Annotated in this window: 21 protein-coding genes; 8 read left to right on the forward strand and 13 right to left on the reverse strand. The window is 64.2% G+C overall.

What is annotated here, in order from left to right:
- Positions 1 to 118: 118 nt before the first annotated feature.
- The 3 genes from ACLQI9_RS11890 (at position 119) to ACLQI9_RS11900 (ending at position 3602) form a co-directional block, all read left to right on the forward strand.
- Positions 119 to 1393 (forward strand): acyltransferase family protein, encoded by a 1275-nt coding sequence (locus tag ACLQI9_RS11890; protein ID WP_442377650.1) that lies wholly within the window; start codon positions 119 to 121, stop codon positions 1391 to 1393.
- Between the two features lie 240 nt (positions 1394 to 1633).
- Positions 1634 to 2326: an Rv0518 family GDSL lipase gene (locus tag ACLQI9_RS11895; protein WP_442377791.1), complete on the forward strand. Its 693-nt coding sequence runs from the start codon at positions 1634 to 1636 to the stop codon at positions 2324 to 2326.
- Positions 2327 to 2438: 112 nt separating this feature from the next.
- A complete protein-coding gene (locus ACLQI9_RS11900; protein ID WP_442377647.1) occupies positions 2439 to 3602 on the forward strand; it encodes an LLM class flavin-dependent oxidoreductase in 1164 nt (387 codons plus the stop codon).
- A 12-nt stretch (positions 3603 to 3614) separates the two neighbouring features.
- Here ACLQI9_RS11900 and ACLQI9_RS11905 read toward each other — a convergent pair whose 3' ends face one another.
- Genes ACLQI9_RS11905 through ACLQI9_RS11925 form a run of 5 tightly spaced genes read right to left on the reverse strand, consistent with a single transcriptional unit; the run spans position 3615 to position 8218 of the window.
- Positions 3615 to 5177, reverse strand: coding sequence for an FAD-dependent monooxygenase (locus ACLQI9_RS11905; protein WP_442377646.1), 1563 nt, complete (start codon positions 5175 to 5177; stop codon positions 3615 to 3617).
- A 44-nt stretch (positions 5178 to 5221) separates the two neighbouring features.
- A complete protein-coding gene (locus ACLQI9_RS11910) occupies positions 5222 to 5566 on the reverse strand; it encodes a DoxX family protein (RefSeq protein ID WP_442377644.1) in 345 nt (114 codons plus the stop codon).
- Positions 5567 to 5607: 41 nt separating this feature from the next.
- Entirely contained in the window at positions 5608 to 6603 is a 996-nt protein-coding gene (locus ACLQI9_RS11915) for an LLM class flavin-dependent oxidoreductase (protein ID WP_442377642.1), read from the reverse strand.
- Positions 6604 to 6628: 25 nt separating this feature from the next.
- Positions 6629 to 7066: a tautomerase family protein gene (locus tag ACLQI9_RS11920; protein WP_442377640.1), complete on the reverse strand. Its 438-nt coding sequence runs from the start codon at positions 7064 to 7066 to the stop codon at positions 6629 to 6631.
- 12 nt (positions 7067 to 7078) lie between these two features.
- Positions 7079 to 8218, reverse strand: a complete 1140-nt coding sequence (locus ACLQI9_RS11925; protein ID WP_442377638.1) for an LLM class flavin-dependent oxidoreductase — start codon at positions 8216 to 8218, stop codon at positions 7079 to 7081.
- Positions 8219 to 8475: 257 nt separating this feature from the next.
- Between ACLQI9_RS11925 and ACLQI9_RS11930 the strand changes: the two genes are divergently transcribed.
- Positions 8476 to 9543, forward strand: coding sequence for a phosphotransferase family protein (locus ACLQI9_RS11930; protein WP_442377636.1), 1068 nt, complete (start codon positions 8476 to 8478; stop codon positions 9541 to 9543).
- Here the strand turns inward: ACLQI9_RS11930 and ACLQI9_RS11935 are convergent.
- The 5 genes from ACLQI9_RS11935 to ACLQI9_RS11955 all read right to left on the reverse strand — a co-directional run bounded on the left by ACLQI9_RS11935 (position 9532) and on the right by ACLQI9_RS11955 (position 12679).
- On the reverse strand, positions 9532 to 9828 hold the full coding sequence (locus ACLQI9_RS11935) for a cytochrome C oxidase subunit IV family protein (protein ID WP_442377634.1): 297 nt from the start codon (positions 9826 to 9828) through the stop codon (positions 9532 to 9534). The two genes, ACLQI9_RS11930 and ACLQI9_RS11935, sit on opposite strands and share 12 nt — an antisense overlap.
- A gap of 4 nt (positions 9829 to 9832) precedes the next feature.
- Entirely contained in the window at positions 9833 to 10354 is a 522-nt protein-coding gene (locus ACLQI9_RS11940; protein ID WP_442377789.1) for a cytochrome c oxidase subunit 3, read from the reverse strand.
- Positions 10355 to 10470: 116 nt separating this feature from the next.
- Positions 10471 to 11238: a hypothetical protein gene (locus ACLQI9_RS11945; protein WP_442377633.1), complete on the reverse strand. Its 768-nt coding sequence runs from the start codon at positions 11236 to 11238 to the stop codon at positions 10471 to 10473.
- Positions 11235 to 11978 carry a hypothetical protein gene (locus ACLQI9_RS11950; protein WP_442377631.1) on the reverse strand — a complete coding sequence of 248 codons (744 nt, stop codon included), beginning with the start codon at positions 11976 to 11978 and terminating at the stop codon, positions 11235 to 11237. Before ACLQI9_RS11950 ends, ACLQI9_RS11945 begins: the two co-directional genes overlap by 4 nt.
- A gap of 110 nt (positions 11979 to 12088) precedes the next feature.
- Positions 12089 to 12679: a TetR/AcrR family transcriptional regulator gene (locus ACLQI9_RS11955; RefSeq protein WP_442377629.1), complete on the reverse strand. Its 591-nt coding sequence runs from the start codon at positions 12677 to 12679 to the stop codon at positions 12089 to 12091.
- A gap of 100 nt (positions 12680 to 12779) precedes the next feature.
- On the opposite strand from ACLQI9_RS11955, the gene ACLQI9_RS11960 reads away from it, so the two are divergent.
- The 3 genes from ACLQI9_RS11960 to ACLQI9_RS11970 all read left to right on the forward strand — a co-directional run bounded on the left by ACLQI9_RS11960 (position 12780) and on the right by ACLQI9_RS11970 (position 15763).
- Entirely contained in the window at positions 12780 to 13292 is a 513-nt protein-coding gene (locus ACLQI9_RS11960) for a hypothetical protein (RefSeq protein WP_442377627.1), read from the forward strand.
- Positions 13293 to 13325: 33 nt separating this feature from the next.
- A complete protein-coding gene (locus ACLQI9_RS11965) occupies positions 13326 to 14108 on the forward strand; it encodes a hypothetical protein (protein WP_442377625.1) in 783 nt (260 codons plus the stop codon).
- Between the two features lie 167 nt (positions 14109 to 14275).
- On the forward strand, positions 14276 to 15763 hold the full coding sequence (locus ACLQI9_RS11970; RefSeq protein WP_442377787.1) for a glycosyltransferase family 39 protein: 1488 nt from the start codon (positions 14276 to 14278) through the stop codon (positions 15761 to 15763).
- 9 nt (positions 15764 to 15772) lie between these two features.
- On the opposite strand, the gene ACLQI9_RS11975 is transcribed toward ACLQI9_RS11970, so the two are convergent.
- Positions 15773 to 16600, reverse strand: a complete 828-nt coding sequence (locus ACLQI9_RS11975) for a glycoside hydrolase family 16 protein (RefSeq protein WP_442377785.1) — start codon at positions 16598 to 16600, stop codon at positions 15773 to 15775.
- A gap of 261 nt (positions 16601 to 16861) precedes the next feature.
- Here ACLQI9_RS11975 and tpx point away from each other — a divergent pair, with 261 nt between their 5' ends.
- The gene (gene tpx / locus ACLQI9_RS11980) at positions 16862 to 17365 is read left to right on the forward strand and encodes a thiol peroxidase (protein WP_442377623.1); all 504 of its coding nucleotides are present in this window, start codon (positions 16862 to 16864) and stop codon (positions 17363 to 17365) included.
- A gap of 43 nt (positions 17366 to 17408) precedes the next feature.
- Here tpx and ACLQI9_RS11985 read toward each other — a convergent pair whose 3' ends face one another.
- Both ACLQI9_RS11985 and ACLQI9_RS11990 read right to left on the reverse strand, forming a co-directional pair.
- Positions 17409 to 17801, reverse strand: a complete 393-nt coding sequence (locus ACLQI9_RS11985; protein WP_442377621.1) for a hypothetical protein — start codon at positions 17799 to 17801, stop codon at positions 17409 to 17411.
- A gap of 122 nt (positions 17802 to 17923) precedes the next feature.
- Positions 17924 to 19222 carry an acyltransferase family protein gene (locus ACLQI9_RS11990; protein ID WP_442377619.1) on the reverse strand — a complete coding sequence of 433 codons (1299 nt, stop codon included), beginning with the start codon at positions 19220 to 19222 and terminating at the stop codon, positions 17924 to 17926.
- Between the last annotated feature and the right edge of the window lie 190 nt (positions 19223 to 19412).

Here is a 19412-nt window from a genome sequence, read left to right on the forward strand (position 1 = left end):
CAGACTCGCGATTGGCCGATCGCACTGATACCCTGCCATCGCCGTCGTTTGTCAGGTCGCGTGGAGTGAAACCGCCCGGACAGCCGGCGCAGCAGCACGGATGATGCGGCAGTGGCGAATGAAACACGAGTGGCCTGACGGAAAGAGTGTTGTGCGCAGCGGAGAGATCAAGGCCCTCACAGGATTGCGCATCATCGCCGCCGTGTGGGTAGTGCTCTTTCACTTCCGCCCGCTGCTGAGTGACGCGGCGCCCGGATTCCGCGACGCGCTTTCGCCGGTGATCAATTGCGGAGCGCAGGGCGTCGACCTGTTCTTCATTCTCAGTGGTTTCGTGCTGACCTGGAATTACCTCGATCGAATGGGCTGGTCCTGGTCGACGCGGGCCACCCTGCATTTTCTCTGGCTGCGGCTGGCCAGAGTGTGGCCGGTGTATCTGGTCACCCTGCACCTGGCCGCGCTGTGGGTGATCTTCACCATGCACGTCGGTCACGTGCCGTGGCAGGATCTTAGCGGGTTCAACGCGGTCAGCTACGTGCGTCAGGTTCTGCTGGTCCAGCTGTGGTTCCAGCCGTTCTTCGACGGGTCGAGCTGGGACGGGCCCGCCTGGTCGATCAGCGCCGAGTGGTTGGCCTACCTGATATTCGGCGTGCTGGTGCTGGTGATCTTTCGGATGGCGCACGCGACCCGAGCACGCAGCCTGATGTGGCTGGCGGTTGCCGCGTCGCTACCCCCGGTGGTGATGTTGCTGGTGAGCGGCCAGTTCTATACGCCCTGGAGCTGGCTGCCGCGCATCGTCATGCAATTTACCGCCGGAGCACTGGTCGCGGCCGCCGTCACGAGGTTGCGCCCGACCGATCGCGGCCGCCGCGGCGCCGGGTACATCTCCGCGTTGCTGCTCGCAGGCGTCGTGGGCCTGCTCTACCTCTTCGACGCGCATCCGCTGCACGGTGTTGTGGACACCGGCGGGCTGGTTGACGTGCTGTTCGTGCCGCTGGTGATGACGCTGGCGATCGGCACGGGCAGCCTGCCGGCGCTGCTGTCCACCCGGCTGATGGTCTTTGGCGGCCAAATCTCGTTCTGCGTCTACATGGTCCACGAGCTGGTCCACACCGCGTGGATATGGGCTGCAGAACAGTTCCAGCTCACGCTGCAGGGCACGGTAGGGAAATTGATCGTCGCCGGCCTGCTCGCGATCACCGTCGGCGCCGCGATCGTGCTGTTTCATTTCGTTGAAGAACCCGCCCGGCGCTGGATGCGAAGGATGGTCGACGTCGGCGGTCCGCACGCCGACGCCCGGACCGATCCGGCAGCTCAGGCCGCGACCGGCAAGCTTAAATCGGTCGACCGGGCCCTGGAGGCGCGGTCCAAGTCGATTTCGGCGCGCGCAGGGTAGGGGTGGACTGCGGACGCGAACGCTGCTGCGCCACACACTGATCAAGTACGATCCCTGTGGCACGGGACCATTGACGGCCCGTGCCCGTCGACCAGGTGGGGGCTTCACCTGCGCTGACCGGTCTGGCTCGGCGGTCGAACCGGACAACCGCGCGTCGGCGGCGAAAGGTGTCGTTTTGCTCATACGATGCCGCGTGCATGAGTGCAGCATGCGGTCGAGGGGTGGACAGTGCAGCTAGCAGTGGGTCGTCTAGCCACGTTGGTGATCTCCCTGGCCCTTGCCGTCGGAGTGGTCGGCCACCGCGCGGCCCCGGCGCGGCCTTACCAGACAGCGGCGCGGGGCACCCCGATTGATCACGTCGCTGTGATCGGGGACTCCTATACCACCGGCACGGACGAGGGCGGGCAGGGCTCGAATGCGTGGACCACGCGCACCTGGCTGGCGCTCGCTCACCAGGGAGTTCAGATCTTGCCCAATGTCGCATCCGAGGGCAGAGCCGGCTATGTCGTGCGCGGTGACCACGGCAGCGTTTTTGAAGATCTGACCGGCCGAGCCGTCCACCCCGACGATGCGCTGGTGGTGTTCTTCGGCTCCCGCAACGACGAGGGCGTCGACCCCATGCAGATGGCGGGCATGGCCCACGACACCTTCGATCTGGCGCGCCGCATCGCGCCCTCGTCGAAGTTGCTGGTGATCGGCCCGCCGTGGCCGACTGCCGATCCGCCGTTCGACGTCCTGTACGTTCGCGACACCCTCAGCGGTCAGGCCCGTGACGCCGGGGCAACGTTCATAGATCCGATCAGCGAGGGCTGGTTCGTCGGCAGGCCCGACCTGATCGGCCCCGATGGTGTGCATCCCAACGACGCCGGACATGCGTATATGGCGGAGCAAATCGCTCCACTGATACGTGCTCAGTTGTCTCGGCGGACCTGACTCGCCGCGCGCCTAGTTGCCGGTTCCCGGCGCGCCGAAATGTCCCCTTTGGTGGCCGCAGGTCTTGTGGCAGGTTTAAAGTTCGGGCAACTCGACTGCTAGGGGACCGCAGATGGCCAAGCTCAGGTTTGGGTACTTCATCGCACCGTTTCACCGGGCGGGCACCAACCCGACACTGGCGTTGCAGCGAGATCTCGAATTCGTCCAACACCTCGATGCGCTGGGCTTCGACGAAGCGTGGATTGGCGAGCATCACTCGGCAGGCAGCGAGCTCATCGCCTCGCCAGAGATCTTCATCGCCGCCGCCGCGGAACGGACCAAGTGGATCAAGCTCTGCACCGGGGTCATCTCGCTCGCCTACCACAACCCGCTCTGGGTCGCCGACCGGCTGATGATGCTGGATCACTTGACGCACGGCCGCGTCATCGGAGGAGTGGGACCAGGCTCGCTACCTAGCGACTCGTCGATGATCGGGCTGACGCCAACCGACACCCGTGAGCTGCTGGAAACCAACCTCGACATCGTAGTCCGGCTGCTGGCGGGCGAGACGGTGAGCGCGAAGACCCCCACGCACGAGCTACACGACGCCAAGCTGCAGCTCGCCCCCTACTCCGACGGAGGTGTCCCGCTGGCGGTGGCTGCGGTCGCTTCACCCACGGGCGCACGGCTGGCCGGCAAGCACGGCATCGGCCTGCTTTCCATCGGGGCTACGTTGATAATCGAAGGCTTCAATGCGCTGCGGTATCACTGGGACATCGTCGAAGAGCGTGCGGCGGCGCTCGGCACCAAGGTCGATCGCAAGAACTGGAGCCTGGTCGGACCGTTCCATATCGCCGAAACCGACAAGCAAGCCCGCGAGGACGTGAAATTCGGCCTCGAGCCCTGGTTCCGGTACTTCCAGAAGGTGGCCGCCTTCCCGCAGATGACGATGCCGGGCGAGCAGATCGATGAGATGATCGACGTCATCAACGATAACGGCGCGGGTGTGATCGGCACGCCGGAGCGAGCACGGGCACAGGTGCAGCGGATGTGGGATCAATCCGGCGGGTTCGGCTGCGTGCTGCAGATGGGCCACGAGTGGGCCAATCCGGCCGCGACCAAACGGTCAGCCGAACTGTTCGCAGCCGAGGTGATGCCACATTTCCAGGGTCAGGCACAGCCGACGCTGGATGCGGCCGCGCGCGCCAGCCAGGCGCGGGAAGGCCTCGCGCAGTCGCAGAACGACGCCGTCGCGCACATGACCAAGAAGTATCAGGACGAAATCGCTTCGAAGTAACCAACTTTGGACTTAGGGCGCAGTGATCCCAAACCACTGCGCGAGGACGCCACGAAGCTCGTCAGTTGCCGGCTTCAGCTCGGATGATGCCCACGCCACATAACCGTCCGGACGCACCAGCAACGCCGTCGCCGGCACATCACCAACCGGACGTCCCGCGGCGACGGTGATCCGGTCTGCGTTGCCCGCGAAGGCACCCGCGACCACGGCGCCGTCGGTGAGGTCGATGAGCAGCGGCTTTCCGTTGCGGGCGAGTTCCGCTACCCGTCGCGTTCCGTCGGCGCTGACGACGGCGAAGTCGGGCACCCAGCGGCCGGCTAGCGGATGCGCGTCATCGGCTACGGCGTACCGACTGTCGTTGCCGGACACCAGATCACTGAGGCGGTGCACGGTTTCGGGATTCGTCAACAGTTCGGAAAAGAGTTCGCGCAGCGCAGTGACTTCGGTCCCGGGTCTGATCAGAGCCAACTGAGCGCGGCTGTGCATGATCACCCGCTCGGCAGCGGGCCGACGCTCGACCTCATAGGTGTCGAGCAGCGCAGGCTCCGCGCCACCGGCAATGACGGCGGCCAGCTTCCAGCCGAGGTTCACCGCATCCTGCAGACCCAGATTCAGCCCCGGTCCACCAAGAGGGGAGTGAACGTGCGCGGCGTCGCCGACCAGGATCACCCGACCCAACGTGTATCGCGATGCGATCCTCGAGTTGATGCCGTAGAAGCGACGCAGATCCAATGGGGTGTCGGGCGATATCGGCCGGAGTGGTACGTCGGCGCCGAGCACGCGTTTCACGCTGGCCTCGATCTCGGGCAGGCTCACCGGCGTTTCGTCGTCGTGGTCGTCGGGGCCGTCCTCGCGAGCCGAGCTGTCCATCTCAAGGGTGATTAACATCGCCCTGCCGCCCAACCGACGGCAGGCGAACACGCCGCGTTCGGCGCGGTAGAACGGCGTGGGCGGGACTCGGCCCCACCCGGGCACATCGAGCGCGCCGGTGACCGGGTCAACCCAGTCGTCTGGCGGCACCAGCCCGAACGCCATCCGGGCGACCGCGTCATGCGAGGTCATCCCGGGGAAATCGACACCCGCGAGCTTGCGCGTCTGGCTGGTGCCGCCGTCGGCGCCGACCAGGTACTTCGCCGCTAGCTGATAGTCGCCCTCCGGACCGGCGACATGCACGGTGACGCCGTCGGCGCGCTGGTCGAAACCCGTCAGCCGGTGGCCCCAGCGAATGTCTACGCCATACTCGCCGGCGCGCTCGGCAAGGACTTGCACAAGCCGGGGCTGTTGCACGGCGACCATATAGTTTTGGGTATCCGCCGTCCCCGCCAGATCCAGCGTCAAAGCCGCAAACATGGCCCAAGGCGACGGCTGCGGTGGGTCATCGGTCCGCGCCAGGACGCTGTAGAAACCTCGATGGTCGAGAATCCGAACCCCTTGGCCCGTCACCCCGTTGGCGCGCGGTTCCGGGTTAGGTCCCGGCAACGGGTCCAACACGATCGGCCGGATTCCGGACAGTCCGAGCTCACAGGCCACCATCAGGCCATTGGGGCCCGCCCCGGCGATGACGACGTCATTCATTTAGCCGAGCTTACTAGTGCCGGGTGAGTGCTACAACGATGCGCTCAGACGGACTGCAGGATGGCCGTCGCAACGGCCAGGCCCAGGCCGATCACCGCCGGAGCCGTGTCAGCGACACTGTCGGATGCCCGCACGTGAAACACGATGGCTCCCAAGACAAGTAGGGCAAGCCCGATGGCGGCGGCAACACCGATCGGCGGCCAGACCAGGCCCACCAGCACACCGGCGACGCCGGCCAGCTCGAGTAGCCCGATCAGCCGCCACTGCACCGGCTTGACGCCGAGGTGGTCGCGGATCGCCAACGATTGCCGAAGTCCGGCAATCTTGATCAGGCCGGCAAACCCGAAAAGTGCCGCGAGCAACGCCGTCACGATTACTTCGGCAGTCATCACCACACGGTAATACCCGCCGGCCGCGGTCGGGGCGCCAATCAGCCCGCAAGGCCGGTGGCGGACGCGAACGCGCGAAGTTCCCGCTCGATGTCGGATCCGGCCGGCTGGTAGACGACTTCGGTGACGCCGACTGCGGCCAATCCGGCGACGCGCTCCGACACCTGCTCGGCAGTGCCCGTCAACCCTGTTGAGCTGGCGAACGGGAGGAGCTCGGCGACGTGCGGCTCGTCACGCGGGTTGGCCTTCACCAGATGCCCGTCGTGGATCGCGAGATGCCGTTCATCCTCGGGGCAGGCCTCGACCGCCTCGCGCCAGCCGCGCCCGCCCGGTAGCGCGTCAACCACGGCGGCGCCTCCGCGCTCGTAGCTGGCGTGGTACAGCACCACCGCTGCGGGTCCGGCCGCGTCGACGACCCGAGCGGCGGTCAGCTCCTCGCCCTCGTCGAGCACCGTGCCGAAGGACAGCAGTGCCCGCCACTCGGCCGCCTTGACCGCATCGGGTTGCGGGACGGCGGCAGAGAACACGCCGTCGCCGAGTTCAGCCGCCACGGCCAGCCCCTTCGGGCCGTCCGCGCCGATCAGGATCGGCACCTGAACCGGTCGCTTCGCGCCGTAGCCGGGCAGGTGCAGCATGCGGATTTTCGCTCCGTCCCATTCGGCGGTCTCGCCGGCCAGCAGAGCCTTCAAGCACCTGACGTAATCGGCGACCTGACGCCACGGCATGGGCCGCTTGCCCAGCGTGAACCGGCCGGTGAAGCCCGCGCCGATGGCCACCGCGACGCGACCCGGCGCTTGGTCCGCGAGTTCGGCGATGGCGGCTGCGTTGACCATCGGATGACGCAGGCTGGGAACGAGCACGCCCGGCCCGAGGCCGATGCGTGAGGTGCGTTCGGCACACCGGGTGAGGATCATCCACACGTCGGGGTACAGCGCCGGGGAGTCATAGAGCCAGGCGCGGCGGTAGCCCAGCGTTTCGGCTAGCTGCACATGCGCCGGGGTGTCCGACGAGGTCGCGAATGCACAAGAGATGTCCATATGCGGACACTACCGAGCCAGTCAATCAGGGTGCGTCGTCGGCGACCAGGCCTTGCACCTGCCGGTAGTAGATGATCTTGCCGCCACCGGCCCAATTGCCTTCGGGGATCTCGTGAATCAGCGTCCACACGTGGTAGGCCCGTGCGCCGTCTGGCTCGATTCCCGCCGCCGCGCACACAGCGGCATGCACGTCAGCCGCGAGCTGTTCCTTGCGATCTTGCGACAGTGCGCCCTCGAAGACCGTCATCTCGACGCGGAATCGGGGTGCGCCGGATCCGCGGCCGCCCACCGACTGCGCCGCCGAGTCCAATGCGTGCAGGTACACCAGGGTGTTGTCACGTAGGAATGGGGTGTCCGGGGCGCGTTCGGCTCGCAGCAGCGCGGTGACCAGCTCGTCGGTCAGCCGTCCCAGTGCGTGGTCGTCCAACGACCCGCGCACGTACGTCAGATCGATCATCGGCATTGCTTGACCTCCTCACAGCCTTTTCAGCGCACGCACGACCTTGAGGTAGGGCGCAGTCGCGGTAGCGCTCTTGCGCAGACTCGGCTGAACGCCAAGATTGCCGACAACCAGACAGCGCAAACCATGGTCGCGGAACTCCGCCATCTGGTCGATGACCTCGTCAGGTGTGCCCACCGCGAACAATTCTTCGACCAGGGATCGGGGAGCTTTCGCGGCGTACCCGAGCGCGGTTTGCTCGTCAATCGTCTGCGGTATCAGGTCCTGGTTTCCGGTGAAGTCGGCCCCCAGCGGATGTTCCGCGCCGTGCCGTGCCCAGTCTTTGGCGGGGCAGTTGAGCGTGAACACCCTGGCGATATCGGAATCCACGACTTCATCGATTTCGTTGCGGGACCGGCCTGTCACGATGAACCGGATGAGCGCGGGGGTGATGGCCATCGGGTCGCGTCTGGCATCCGATGCCGCGTTACGCACGATCTCGAGTTGCTCACCGTATTCGGTTGCGCGGGTCGTTCCCGGGAACCAGCCGTCGGCATACCGTCCGGTGGCGCGCATCATGCGAGGGCCGTGCGCGGCGATCCAGATTTCGGGCCACTTGCCCTTGTACGGGGATAGCGCGAAAGTGGCGTTGTGCAAAGGAAAGAACGGTGAGTCGCGGGTGACCAACTCGCCTTTGGAGTTCCACAATGCACGGATGGTGGCGACGGCTTCCTCGAAGCGTGCCACCGGTTTCGACCAGTCCACGCCGTAGGGTGCGTTGCTTTCCCGCTCGCCGGTGCCGATGCCGAGGACCGCACGCCCACGGGTGAGCAGGTGCAGCGATGCGGCGGCCTGCGCAGTAACCGCGGGATTGCGCCGACCGGTGTCGGTAACGGCCACTCCCAGCCGCATTCGGCCGAGCTTGTTCCGGCCGGCAAGGTAGCCCAGCATCGTCCACGGTTCAAGGTGGGCGTCCATTTTGGGGATCAGCCGGGCCGCGCCGACATGCTTCGGGGTCCACATCGACGGCGGTAACACCGAGTTGAGGTGGTCGGCGACCCAGAAGGAGTCGGCCCTGCAGGCCAGGCCGATCGCATAGTCGGCATGCACCAACGGCTTTGGACCGAAGCGCGAATTGATCGTGTTGTGCATGACGCCGATACCGAAACGGGCCATCGTTCCTTCGCTCCTCGCTGCTAGGACGATCTGACCCCGCCCGGCCAGGCATCGTTTCAGGACTGAGGATTGGGCAGTCGCCCAAATATCCGGTCTGGGCACATGCCTAACATTCGGCAATGCGGTCAGTCAAGGGTGGCCTCTTGTGGATCGGAGGTCATTTCCGGCGTCGGCCTGGCGCACAAGTACTAAGGTCTTTGCCAGAGCGGTTGGGCGGACGCTCAGCGACCCGAGCACGCATCGACAAGGGGCAGCAGATGGAGGGGATGGCAGAGCTGATACCGGTGCTGCCCGCACACCGCTTCGACGAGGCCGCTCTGGCCCGCTATCTGCGCGGACGGCTGCCGGGTTTCGACGGTCAGCTGCAGATTCGTCAATTCCAGGGCGGACAGAGCAACCCCACCTATCACCTGCGTACTGCCGGTGGCGACTACGTACTACGCAAGAAGCCCCCGGGCAAGTTGTTGCCCCGGGCCCATGAGGTCGAGCGCGAACACCGCGTCATGGCGGCGTTGGCCGAAACCGACGTGCCGGTACCACGCATGCGGCTACTGTGTCAGGACGAAACTATTCTCGGCACACCGTTTTTTGTTATGGACCACGTTGCGGGCCGGGTATTTCCCGACCGGGTGATGCGCGAGGGCACACCGGCGCACCGCGCAGCCATCTATGAGGATCTGGCCCGTGTGCTCGCGGCCTTGCATCGCGTGGATTGGCGCGCGGCTGGGCTCGAGGGGTTCGGCCGGCCAGAGGGCTATATGCAACGTCAAGTAGCACTGTGGACTCGGCAATGGCAGGCAGCGCGTATGGAGGACATGCCGGCGATGGACCTGCTGGCGCAATGGTTGCCAGACCATTTACCGCCCGACGATGCGCCGGCTTGCATCGCCCACGGCGACTACCGCCTGGGCAACGTCTTGCTACACCCGACCGAGCCGCGGGTGGTTGCGGTGCTGGACTGGGAACTCGCGACGATCGGCAACCCGCTGGCCGACCTCGGGTATTTCTGCGTGACCTACCATGTGCCCGGCGGGCCTGGAGGAAGAACCGGGGTGGCCGACGAGAATCTTACTGGCACTGGGCTTCCCGACCAGCAGGCCTTCGTCGAGAGCTATTGCGGCCATGCGGGCCGCACGCCGCCGAAGTCGCTTGACGTATTCGTGGTGTTCTCGATGTTCCGGCTGGCCTCCATCACCGCCGGGGTCTGGCGGCGCGGGCTGGAGGGCAACGCCGCCGATGCGCGCGCCAGTACGACTGAATATCGCGAACGCTACCGAAGTATGGCGGAGGCCGCATGGGCCCTCGCCCAACGGTTATCCGGGTAGCAAGGTTCCGTAGAGATAGATCGCCAACACGCTGACCCACAAGACGGTGAGCCACACATCGGTGAACAGCTTGAGCCACCGGGGTGCGGTACGCACTTCCATGAAGTACTGGATGATTATGCGTCCCTTGATGAATGCCAGCAGAACCACAGCGACGGTGATCGGCACACTGGCGACGGCAGCGGCTCCGCGGGTATGACCTGGTGCCAACCACCAGGAGACGATCGTGATCGCGGACAACACGATCCAGGCGTAGGTGGTTGCCCGTGCAGCAGTCGTGGTCATGCGCTCACCTCATCACGTAGAGCAGGGCGAAGATCACGATCCACAGCAGATCCACCATGTGCCAATAGGTGGCCCCGGATTCGACCATGGAGGCTCGCCGACGGCGAGGATTACGCAGCTCACGAACCGTGATGCCCAAGATCAGCAAGCCGAGTGACACGTGGAACACGTGCACACCGGTAAGCATGTAGTAGTACATGAAGAAGTCGTTGCTCGAAATGGTGTAGCCCTGGGCGATTTTCGTCGTCCATTCATAGGCCTTGATCGCGATGAACGCCACCCCGCACAGCCCACCGAGGTAGGTCAGGCGCAGCGCTTGGGCGTGGTCGTCGGCGCGGGCGGCCTGCACACTGCGGGCGATGAACCAGGAACTGGCGAGCAACACCAGCGTGTTGAGCACACCGATGTTGATGTTGAGATGCTCTTCGGACGTCAAGAATTCCTGCGGGTGCATGGCCCGGAAGATCATGAACATGATGAAGTAGGCACCGAAGATGATCAGGTCGCCAAGAACCATCACCCACATATGAACGTCGCCGGGAAGGTGGACCCTGCGCTGGGCCTCGGTGGTCGTCACCGAAGACGTTGCGGTGGTGTCGAGGTCGGCGGCGGTTTGTTCGGTATTTGCCATGTAGTCGTCCATCAATCCAGGGGTGGCTCGTCGACCGACTCGCGCTCGTTGGCCTTCATCAGGAAGACGATTACGCACACGAGCCAGACGCCGAAAATCGCCGTTCCCAGCCAGAAGGAATTGCAGCCGTTCCACGCGAATGGCCCCGCCTTCGAGACGAACACCGCCACCGTCAAGATCTCAGTGACGATTTGCCAGATATTTACGTAAGCAAGCCATTTAGGGAAGATTTCGTTTTTGTCGTAGAGAATCGCCACGGCGAAGGCGAAGTAGGCGGTCGAGAAACATCCCAACGATCCGACGTAGGACAGCAGCCCGAGGTCGTACAACAGTTCCAGGATGTGCGGATCGCGACCCGGCCGGTAGACAGCGGTCAAAAAGGAGAACGCGACCAGCAAGCAACCGGGTAGCGCGCCGATGGACATCGATCCCATGTAGGCGTAGGCCATCACCGATCCGACAGTCATGCGTTTCATGTGATAGACGACGATGCCGTTGGACACCCCGGCGCCCCCGACGATCAGCACCAGCACCCCGAAACCGATCTTGATGGTCAGCGCGTGCGCGTGGAAGAAATGCGCCATCTGATCGACTGTCACATCCGGCCGTGGTGGCGGCATCACCCTGGCCAGCGCGAAGAAGATCAGCCCGAACGCCGTGTAGAAGGCGGGCACGATCCAAAACACCAGCCAGACATCACGTTTGCCCGCGCGCGGGGGGCGGGCGCGGTCGACGGTGCCGGCGGTCGGTGATGACTCAGTCGAGACCGTGCTGCTCACCGCGCTACCCCCTCCTCGACCGCTTGTCGATGCAGCACATTGCGCAGCACGAAGAACATCACGACCACGAACAGGGTGAAGGCACCGTTGCGAAGCCAGAAGGAGATTGCGCCGTTCCACGCCAGCGGACCGGTGGTGAACACCGCGGCGCCGACGGCCGGAGCCATCGCCAGCGCGGTGGCCACGCTGTAATGCCCGACCCACCGCGGAAACACCGGGTTGGGTCCGTCGTCGAAATACACTGCCAGCCCGAGTAATAGGTTCATGGCCACCGCCGCGCCCACCGGCGCGATGAAGATCATCCAGGCCATGTCATTGAGCAGCTCGATCAGCTCGGGGCTGCGGGCGGGCCGAAACGCCGCGGTTAGATAGAAGATGTCGGCGAGCGCGAACAGGGTTGCCCCGCTGACCGCCGCAGTGAGGTAGCAGTAGGCGAAGACGTGGCTCTGGGTGGTCATCCGCTTCATCTGAACGACGATCACCATGAAGATCGGCAACAACATGATCCCGCACAGGTTGAAGGTGATCATGCTGAACCGAATCATCGCCGTGTGGTCGCTGTAGAACTTCGCGACTTGTTCGGCGGTCATATCCGGCGACATGGGCGGAAAGAATCCCGGGAACGCCAGGAAGGCGATCAGCAGGACGACACCGAAGACGGGTGCGGTCCACAGGCTGATCAGTTGGGTCTTGATGTTCGCGGTCTTGGGTAGGTCCTCGGCCTCGGCAAGAATCTGCACAGCACCTCCAGAGCCAGGGGTAGCCGATCGGCTACTGCGACGATAGATGATCCGGCGGAAAGACAGCAAGGGTTTCTGCTCGAGCCCTGCGACCGGTGCGGACGCAGGAGTCAGTCGGGCAACTTGAACATGCGTGCGGTGAGGTGGATCAGCACGGAGCGCAGCGTGTCGTCGTCGATGTCGTCGACGAGGGGATTGATCACCGTGCCGGCGATCGCGCCGGAGAACAGCGCCGCCGATATCCGCGCCTCCGTGTCATCGGCCTCGTTGAGCAAGATTGCGTACAGGCGGGTGATGAGGTTGCGGAACGGCTCATGCTCACCCAGCAGACGCACCATCACCGGGTCGTTCTGCAGGCTCATTACCCAACGGCGGCGCTCGACTGCCATTCCGACCACTTCGGTCAAAAGCACTTTGCGGGCGCCGACCGAGTCCGCTTGGGCTTCAGCCGCTTTCAGCGCATCCTCGAGTGTGGCGAGTTCCATTTCGGCGACCGCGATCACTATTTCTTCTTTGGTCTTGAACTTGTGGTAGACCGCGGCCTTGGTCACTCCGACAGCGTCGGCGATCATCTGCAGAGACGTTCCGCTGACACCGTGGTCGGCGAACAAATCCAACGCGGCGTGCAGGATGCGGTTCTGGGCGGGTGTGCGCCGGACCTCGCCGAGCAGGCGCCCGACCGGCGGCTCCTCGTCTGGCACCGATTCAGGTTAGCCGAGCCTGGCCGGGCAACTTTGATCTCACAGTAAAGCGATAAGCGCCACCAAGCCTGGAGCTAATGACCGAGCGCAAGTTTGGCTGATGACCATTCCGACAGAACACCAGTGCCATGACAGCAACACAGCCGACGCTCGGCGTCGACGCCGCCGTGCCACGCGGGTGGCTGTCGCCGGAGCCACCGGGATCGCTGTGCTCGCGCTATTCGCTACCGCGTGGTCTGGGGCCGACGAATCGACGGTCGCGTCCGGCCAGGTACGCCTGGTGGACCAGACAATTCAACTGCCGCCGAACGTTGCCGCCGCCTTGCCAAGCTGGCTAACGCCACTGTTGCAGCAGGTCGACGACTCTGGCGGCGACGATTCCAGCGTCGGCACTGACGACACCACCGTCAACAACGACGACAGCGAGCTGCAGCAACAGCTACTGCAGCAACAACAGGATCAGGACGAGGCCCAGTTGTCGGAAAACAACGCGATCCAGAGCATGATCCAATCCGAACAACAGGCCCAAGAACAAAATGACCAGGCCGAGCAGCAGTTCACCCAAGACGAGCTACAGGCTCAGCAAGACGAGCAGCAAGCCGACCAGTCGTAGAGCGAGCTCTACCCGCCCATACACTGACCGATCGTGGGCATTCTATTGGGCTTCACGCCGTGGATCGTCTATTGGGTGCTGGTCGGTAACGTCCCGTTCTTTGTCGCGGTGTTGGTCGCGCTGGCAATCGCGGTCGCCGGGCTGGTGGTAGGGCGCGCAACACGGACACCCGCGCGACCTCTCGAAATCGGGGCTGCCGGAACATTCTTGGTGCTGACGGCCGTGACCTTGCTGCTAAGCCAGTCATTCATCGAGCGGTGGGCGCAACCGCTGAGCAACGCGGGGATCTTTCTGGTGGCCGTTGCCGGCATGCTAATGGGCAAGCCCTTCGTGCACGAGTTCGTCGCGGCGGGTCAGCCCCCAGGGGTGGTCGAGAGCGATCTATTCGGCCAAATCACTTCGCGGCTGATGTGGATCTGGGTTGCCGTCTTCGGCGGGATGACCGTGTCGTCGTCGATTCCACCGATCGTGCAACGCGACGCAACGATTCTCGACGCCAAGACACCGCTGTCGTTCGTCTGCTACTGGGTCATCCCGTTCTCGTTGTTCGGCGTTGGGGCGCTGGCGACGAAAATCCTGCCCGACCTGATGACCGCCGGGGTCGGCGACATCGTCCGGAAGACCTCGTTCGTTGCCTACGGCGAAGCCACCATCGACGAGCTGTACTACCTGGCGCAGGAACACGCCAACCGCGAAGTCGGTGCCGGAGAACAGGCCTACGACGTCAAGGTCGGAAGCATGGGGACGCCGCTGGTGGGCGACGACACCCGGCAGTCGTGGCCCTCCACGTACAAAGTGCGCCAGTCGCGGTCTTAGTCAGTGCGTCGATTCATCTCGGGCACAAGCACAGGACCATAGCAGGATCCGGCGGCCGCGGCTGACGTTCTCATCCCGACCAGCCCCGGAGCCCGCCGCGCTTCTGGCACCATGGCGAGGTGTTCAGCGGGTATTGCAGACGCCTGATCGCAACACCGCCGCGAGGCTTGCTAGACCCGCTGATCGTTGCCGTGTTGGCGGCCGCCGTGAGCCTCGCCGGCGCGGGCCGTCCATCTTTCTGGTACGACGAAGCCGCCACAATTTCGGCCTCGTACAGTCGTTCTCTGAGTCAGCTGTGGCAGATGCTGGGCAACGTCGACGCCGTCGAGGGTCTGTACTACCTGCTTATGCACGGCTGGTTCAGAATTTTCCCGCCCACGGAATTCTGGTCCCGCGTGCCAAGCGGTCTAGCTGTTGGAGGCGCCGCGGCCGGAGTCGTGGTGCTGGGCAAGCAGTTCTCGTCTCGCACCGTCGCGGTGGCCTCGGGGGTCGTGTGCGCAATCTTGCCTCGGACGACCTGGGCAGGCATCGAAGCTCGACCGTATGCCCTTTCGATGATGGCCGCAGTATGGCTGACGGTGCTGCTTATCCGCGCCAAGAGGCGTGACAACGCTTGGGTGTGGCTGTCTTATGGGATCGTCCTGGCGATGTCGGTTTTGCTCGACGTCTATCTGGTGCTTTTGCCTTTCGGGCACGTCGCTTTCATCTATGTCTTTCGGCGCAGCCGAACCGTCGTACTACGGTTCGCCCTTACGTCGGTTTTGGCGGGTTGTGCTGTAACGCCGTTTTTGATCGCGGCCGCCGGCCAAGCGCATCAGATCAGCTGGATTGCGCCGATTGGGCGCCGCACGATCGAGGACGTGGCAATTCAACAATATTTCGAGAGAAGCCCCCCGTTCACAATTGTGTCAGCACTAATAGTAGCGACGGCAATTGTCTTGTGGCTCTTCACATCCACGCACCTAGTGGAGGCAGATCGCCAACTTCTGACCTTGGCGATTGGATGGCTTGTGATACCGACCGCCGTGATCGTCATCTGGTCGGCATTGGTTCACCCTATCTACACGCCGCGCTATTTGTGCTTCACCGCACCGGCGATAGCACTGGTGTTGGGTGTCTGCATCGGCGCATTGGCCGTCACGCCATGGGTAGCGGCGGCCATCGTCGGCCTTCTCGCTATTGCCGCAGCACCGAATTATGTTTCGGCGCAACGTAACCCCTATGCGAAATACGGTATGGACTACAGCCAAGTCGCCGATCTGATCACGGCGAAAGCCTCGCCGGGTGATTGTCTACTCGTCAACGACACGGTGACGTTCATGCCTGCCCCGATGCGGCCGTTGATGGCGGCGCGCCCGGATGCCTACCGGAAGCTGATCGACCTCACCCTCTGGCAGCGAGCGACGGCCCGCAACGACGTCTTCGATACCAACCTCATACCGGAGGTTGTCGCCAAGCCGTTAAGCCATTGCCGCGTGGTGTGGATCATCACCGAAGCCGACAAATCAATGCCCGCCCACGAGCAGGGCTCGGCGCTCCCGCCCGGCCCACGCTACGGACCGACCCCCGCCTTCGCGGTTCCGCATGACCTGGGCTTCCGGCTTGTCGAGCGCTGGCAGTTCAACCTGGTTCAGGTGATCAAGGCGACGCGATAACGGTGTGTACTACCAGACCCGGACGTAGTCGACGAGGATTTGCGACGGGAAGGTACCCAGGGCAGGATCGCCGCCGCCCGGACCACCGACCGCAAGCGTAAACATGGGAGACAGCCAATAGCCGGGGTTGTTGAACGGCCACCGCTTGTCGCTGGGATTGCCGTGGACCGCTATGGGCTTCGGCGGAACACTGAAGTATTGTGCCCCGTCTCGCGAGAACTTGAAACCGTTCTCATCCCAACGCATTTGCCAGGTGTGCCAAGCGCCGTCCACCAATCCGGGAATCGATCTCCCTTCCCATGTTTTCCCGTTGGATGCCGCGTGGACCGTGGTTCCCGGGGGCCACGCGCCGTTGCCGTACCACTCGAAAACATCGATCTCGCCGTCTGGCACAGGGTCCTCGTTGACAGCCCAGAACGAGGGCCAAAGGCCGGGGAACAAGCAGTCCAGCTTTATCCGCGCTTCCCAGGTGGTGCCGATCAGGCCCCGCCAGTTGCCTCGCAGTTTGCCGCTGAAGTACTGGTCACCTTCTCGCGTGGCGCGCAGGACGAGGTTGGAGTTGCCGTCGAGGAACACGTTTTGGGCGCGGTATGTCCCCTCGACCGGCGGCCATACGTCGTCCTGCCAGGTCTGTATCGTCCACTTGCCCGGATCGGGGCCTTGGCCGGCCGGGCCGTCAAACTCGTCCTGAAAAATGTAAGGCCCGGCGGGACCCGCTGACGGCGCAGCCGGCGGTGGCGAATGCGTCGGGTTAGCGTTTGCTTCCGGGACCCGGACCGCAGCCGCAGCCGCAAGCATGCCCATCCCCGTCGTCAACAACATGTTGCGTCGATTCATCTCCGGCACAGCACGACGATATAGGAGACGGCGTGGTGGCGCGCAGGGGTGGCGGCAGAATCTGGCTGACGTCCGCTGACCCCAAGCCAGTCCCGGGCAGTGTTCCAGCCACCTGACCAGTGCTTACTCATCGGCCCATTACTGACTAGGGATATGGCCACCGAGGTGCCGCCTGCGACCCAGTAACCGCAAACCCCGCCCCTTACCGCAGACACCAGCCCCGAGCCACGGCTGCCCTGCAGGGCTTGGCAGACTGTGCGCATGGCACAGATAACTTTGCGCGGAAATGCGATCAATACCGTCGGCGAGCTGCCTGCCGTCGGATCTCCGGCCCCCACTTTCACGTTGACCGGATCCGATCTTGGCCCGGTCAGCAGCGAGCAGTTCCACGATAAGCCCGTGTTGCTGAACATCTTTCCGTCGGTGGACACACCGGTATGCGCGACCAGTGTGCGCACCTTCAACGAGCGCGCCGCCGCAAGCGGTTCATCCGTGTTGTGCGTGTCTAAAGACCTCCCGTTCGCGCAGGCGCGATTCTGCGGCGCTGAGGGCATCGAGAATGTCAAGACCGCCTCGGCGTTCCGTGACAGCTTCGGGCAGGACTACGGCGTCACCATCGTCGACGGTCCGATGGCCGGGCTACTTGCCCGGGCCGTCGTGGTGATCGGCGCCGACGGCAACGTCGCATACTCGGAGCTGGTGCCGGAGATCGCCAACGAGCCGAATTACGACGCGGCACTGGCGGCGCTGAGCGGATCGGCGTAGTTCGGCGACGACCGACCGCCGACTGCTCCAACTACCCGCGGCGCTACGGCGATCCTGGCTCCGGCTTCCAGCCGACGTAGGTCAGATACAGCCCGGACAGGGCCAGGCAAACGAACACCACCCATATCGCCGCGGTTGCGCCTGAGCTGTACAGCGCATTGCCGGCGGCGTTGTACGCCTGGGGAACGGTCAGCAAGAGCACACCACGTATCGCCAGAAACCAGCCCACAACAGAGACGATGATCGCCGCAGGGCTGCGCCAGTACTGGTGAAACGCGATGATCACCAGGCCGAATATCAGCAGTATGGCGCCAAATAGCCACGGCCACATCGGGTTTGCCTTGAATTCCGTAAACAACGTTCGCATATAGGAGCCGCGCACCGCAACCGTGGTCGGCACGATGGTGAAGAACGGGCCTAACGCGCGGGCGAACATGCGGGTGCGAACCTGCGCCTGCTCTCATGTGCTCATTGCTACCTCCATGTCCACAGGAGAACGTATACCGGCCACTGGTCGGTATACCTGATCAGCGGTCGGCATCTCTGCCCGTTGAGCCGTCAGCCGGCAAGCGGTTGTTCGCCGACCTTTGCTGGACCAGATGCCACCAGCAACACGCCTGCGGCGAAGATCAGACCGGTCAGCCAGGGAAAATGCCCAGACGGGGCGAAGCCCTCAGCGGCGATGAACGCCAGGCCATAGGCCGCCATCGCGGTGCCGGCCAGCATGACCGGTTCGGCCCAGCGCTCTGTCAGCGGCATCCCGATCATTGCCAACGGCGCCGCGAAAAAGTTTCTGCCCCAAGACAGCAGCACCATCTCGACCGCTGTCACCAGACTGAGGATAACCACCCATTCCAGCCGGGCAAGCCACCATTCGGCGGTGCCCTCAATCGGTTGGGGCAACAGTCCGGCGGGGTAGCCGACAATCGCCACGATCACGACAGGAATCATGTGCCACAGGTAAAGAGCCATCACGTTGCCGTTGGCCCTGGTCAGCGTCCGTTGGACGAAGCCAGCGCGCAGCGCGCGATTCAGCGCGGGTGCAAGTGCTATCACCAGGCCCGCTTGCGCGCACGCGAACGCCAGCATCGCTGTCGACGGCGGATCGGAGTTCTGCACGGTTTGGCCGGGCACGCCGATCATGCTGACCGGATAGGGGCCCAGCAGGATCAGCAGCGCCAGCGCGACCGCAGATCCGACGGCGAGCAGGACGGGTTTGCGGCCGGCTAATGCTCCTTCATGCCAAGCGATTCCAAGTTGGTAGAGGGCACCCCAGCACAGCAGGTAGTTCAGCACGCGTAGGTGGGGCAGGTGGCCGCCGAGCCCGACAGCGTCGACGACGACGACTCCCACAGCGAGCACCGCCGGCACCAAAAGTCCCCAACGCCGTTGTGCAGCGAGCGCGGCGGGCGTCAGCGAAACCACCACCAGGTAGACGGCGAGGAACCACAGGTGCATCGCCACCGCCCAACCCGCGTATTCCAACGTGGAACCGGCGACGTGGCGCAAGCCCACGACGACCACAACTGCCGACACCAGCCCGACGTAGACCGTCGTGGGTCCGAGCACCCGCGCGAGGCGATGCCGCAACCAGGTCTGCCGCGACACACCGTCGGTATCGCGCCGATGCGTCCAGGACACCGCTCCGGCGTAGCCGGCGACCAGAAAGAACGTCGGCACGGCCTGGACGGGCCACGTCAGCCATTGGGTCCACGGCTGGTCGAGGAGCGGGTTCTGCCGACCGAAATATCCGTCGTGATAAGTCACAGATCCGGCCAGCCAGTGGCCCAGCACGATGAGGACCACGCCCGAAACGCGGTAGAAATCCACCGCCAGATTGCGGGCCGGGCGCATCATTTTCGCGGCGCGCCGTCAGACAAACGGCGTGGTGGGGTCGGCCATGACCAGACAATATCCCCGCGCAGCGGCTGAACCGTTCGGCTCCGGTGTGACCACGCCAGTTCGTCGCGCAGGCCGTGCCTCGATCTCTTCCGGTAAACTGGTGTTCTCTTCGTCGAGGGTCGGCGGTACCTAGCTTGGAAGGTGT

The organism is Mycobacterium sp., from assembly GCF_052143115.1.
In the GTDB taxonomy this organism is placed as follows: Bacteria; Actinomycetota; Actinomycetes; order Mycobacteriales; family Mycobacteriaceae; genus Mycobacterium.

Excerpts from the sequence above, each read along its gene's own strand:
- ACLQI9_RS11890 (WP_442377650.1), top strand. The coding sequence starts at position 119 with ATGAAACACGAGTGGCCTGACGGAAAGAGTGTTGTGCGCAGCGGAGAG.
- ACLQI9_RS11900 (WP_442377647.1), top strand. The coding sequence starts at position 2,439 with ATGGCCAAGCTCAGGTTTGGGTACTTCATCGCACCGTTTCACCGGGCG.
- ACLQI9_RS11905 (WP_442377646.1), bottom strand. The coding sequence starts at position 5,177 with ATGAATGACGTCGTCATCGCCGGGGCGGGCCCCAATGGCCTGATGGTG.
- ACLQI9_RS11910 (WP_442377644.1), bottom strand. The coding sequence starts at position 5,566 with ATGACTGCCGAAGTAATCGTGACGGCGTTGCTCGCGGCACTTTTCGGG.
- ACLQI9_RS11915 (WP_442377642.1), bottom strand. The coding sequence starts at position 6,603 with ATGGACATCTCTTGTGCATTCGCGACCTCGTCGGACACCCCGGCGCAT.
- ACLQI9_RS11920 (WP_442377640.1), bottom strand. The coding sequence starts at position 7,066 with ATGCCGATGATCGATCTGACGTACGTGCGCGGGTCGTTGGACGACCAC.
- ACLQI9_RS11925 (WP_442377638.1), bottom strand. The coding sequence starts at position 8,218 with ATGGCCCGTTTCGGTATCGGCGTCATGCACAACACGATCAATTCGCGC.
- ACLQI9_RS11930 (WP_442377636.1), top strand. The coding sequence starts at position 8,476 with ATGGAGGGGATGGCAGAGCTGATACCGGTGCTGCCCGCACACCGCTTC.
- ACLQI9_RS11935 (WP_442377634.1), bottom strand. The coding sequence starts at position 9,828 with ATGACCACGACTGCTGCACGGGCAACCACCTACGCCTGGATCGTGTTG.
- ACLQI9_RS11940 (WP_442377789.1), bottom strand. The coding sequence starts at position 10,354 with ATGTGGGTGATGGTTCTTGGCGACCTGATCATCTTCGGTGCCTACTTC.
- ACLQI9_RS11960 (WP_442377627.1), top strand. The coding sequence starts at position 12,780 with ATGACCATTCCGACAGAACACCAGTGCCATGACAGCAACACAGCCGAC.
- ACLQI9_RS11975 (WP_442377785.1), bottom strand. The coding sequence starts at position 16,600 with ATGAATCGACGCAACATGTTGTTGACGACGGGGATGGGCATGCTTGCG.
- tpx (WP_442377623.1), top strand. The coding sequence starts at position 16,862 with ATGGCACAGATAACTTTGCGCGGAAATGCGATCAATACCGTCGGCGAG.
- ACLQI9_RS11985 (WP_442377621.1), bottom strand. The coding sequence starts at position 17,801 with ATGTTCGCCCGCGCGTTAGGCCCGTTCTTCACCATCGTGCCGACCACG.
- ACLQI9_RS11990 (WP_442377619.1), bottom strand. The coding sequence starts at position 19,222 with ATGATGCGCCCGGCCCGCAATCTGGCGGTGGATTTCTACCGCGTTTCG.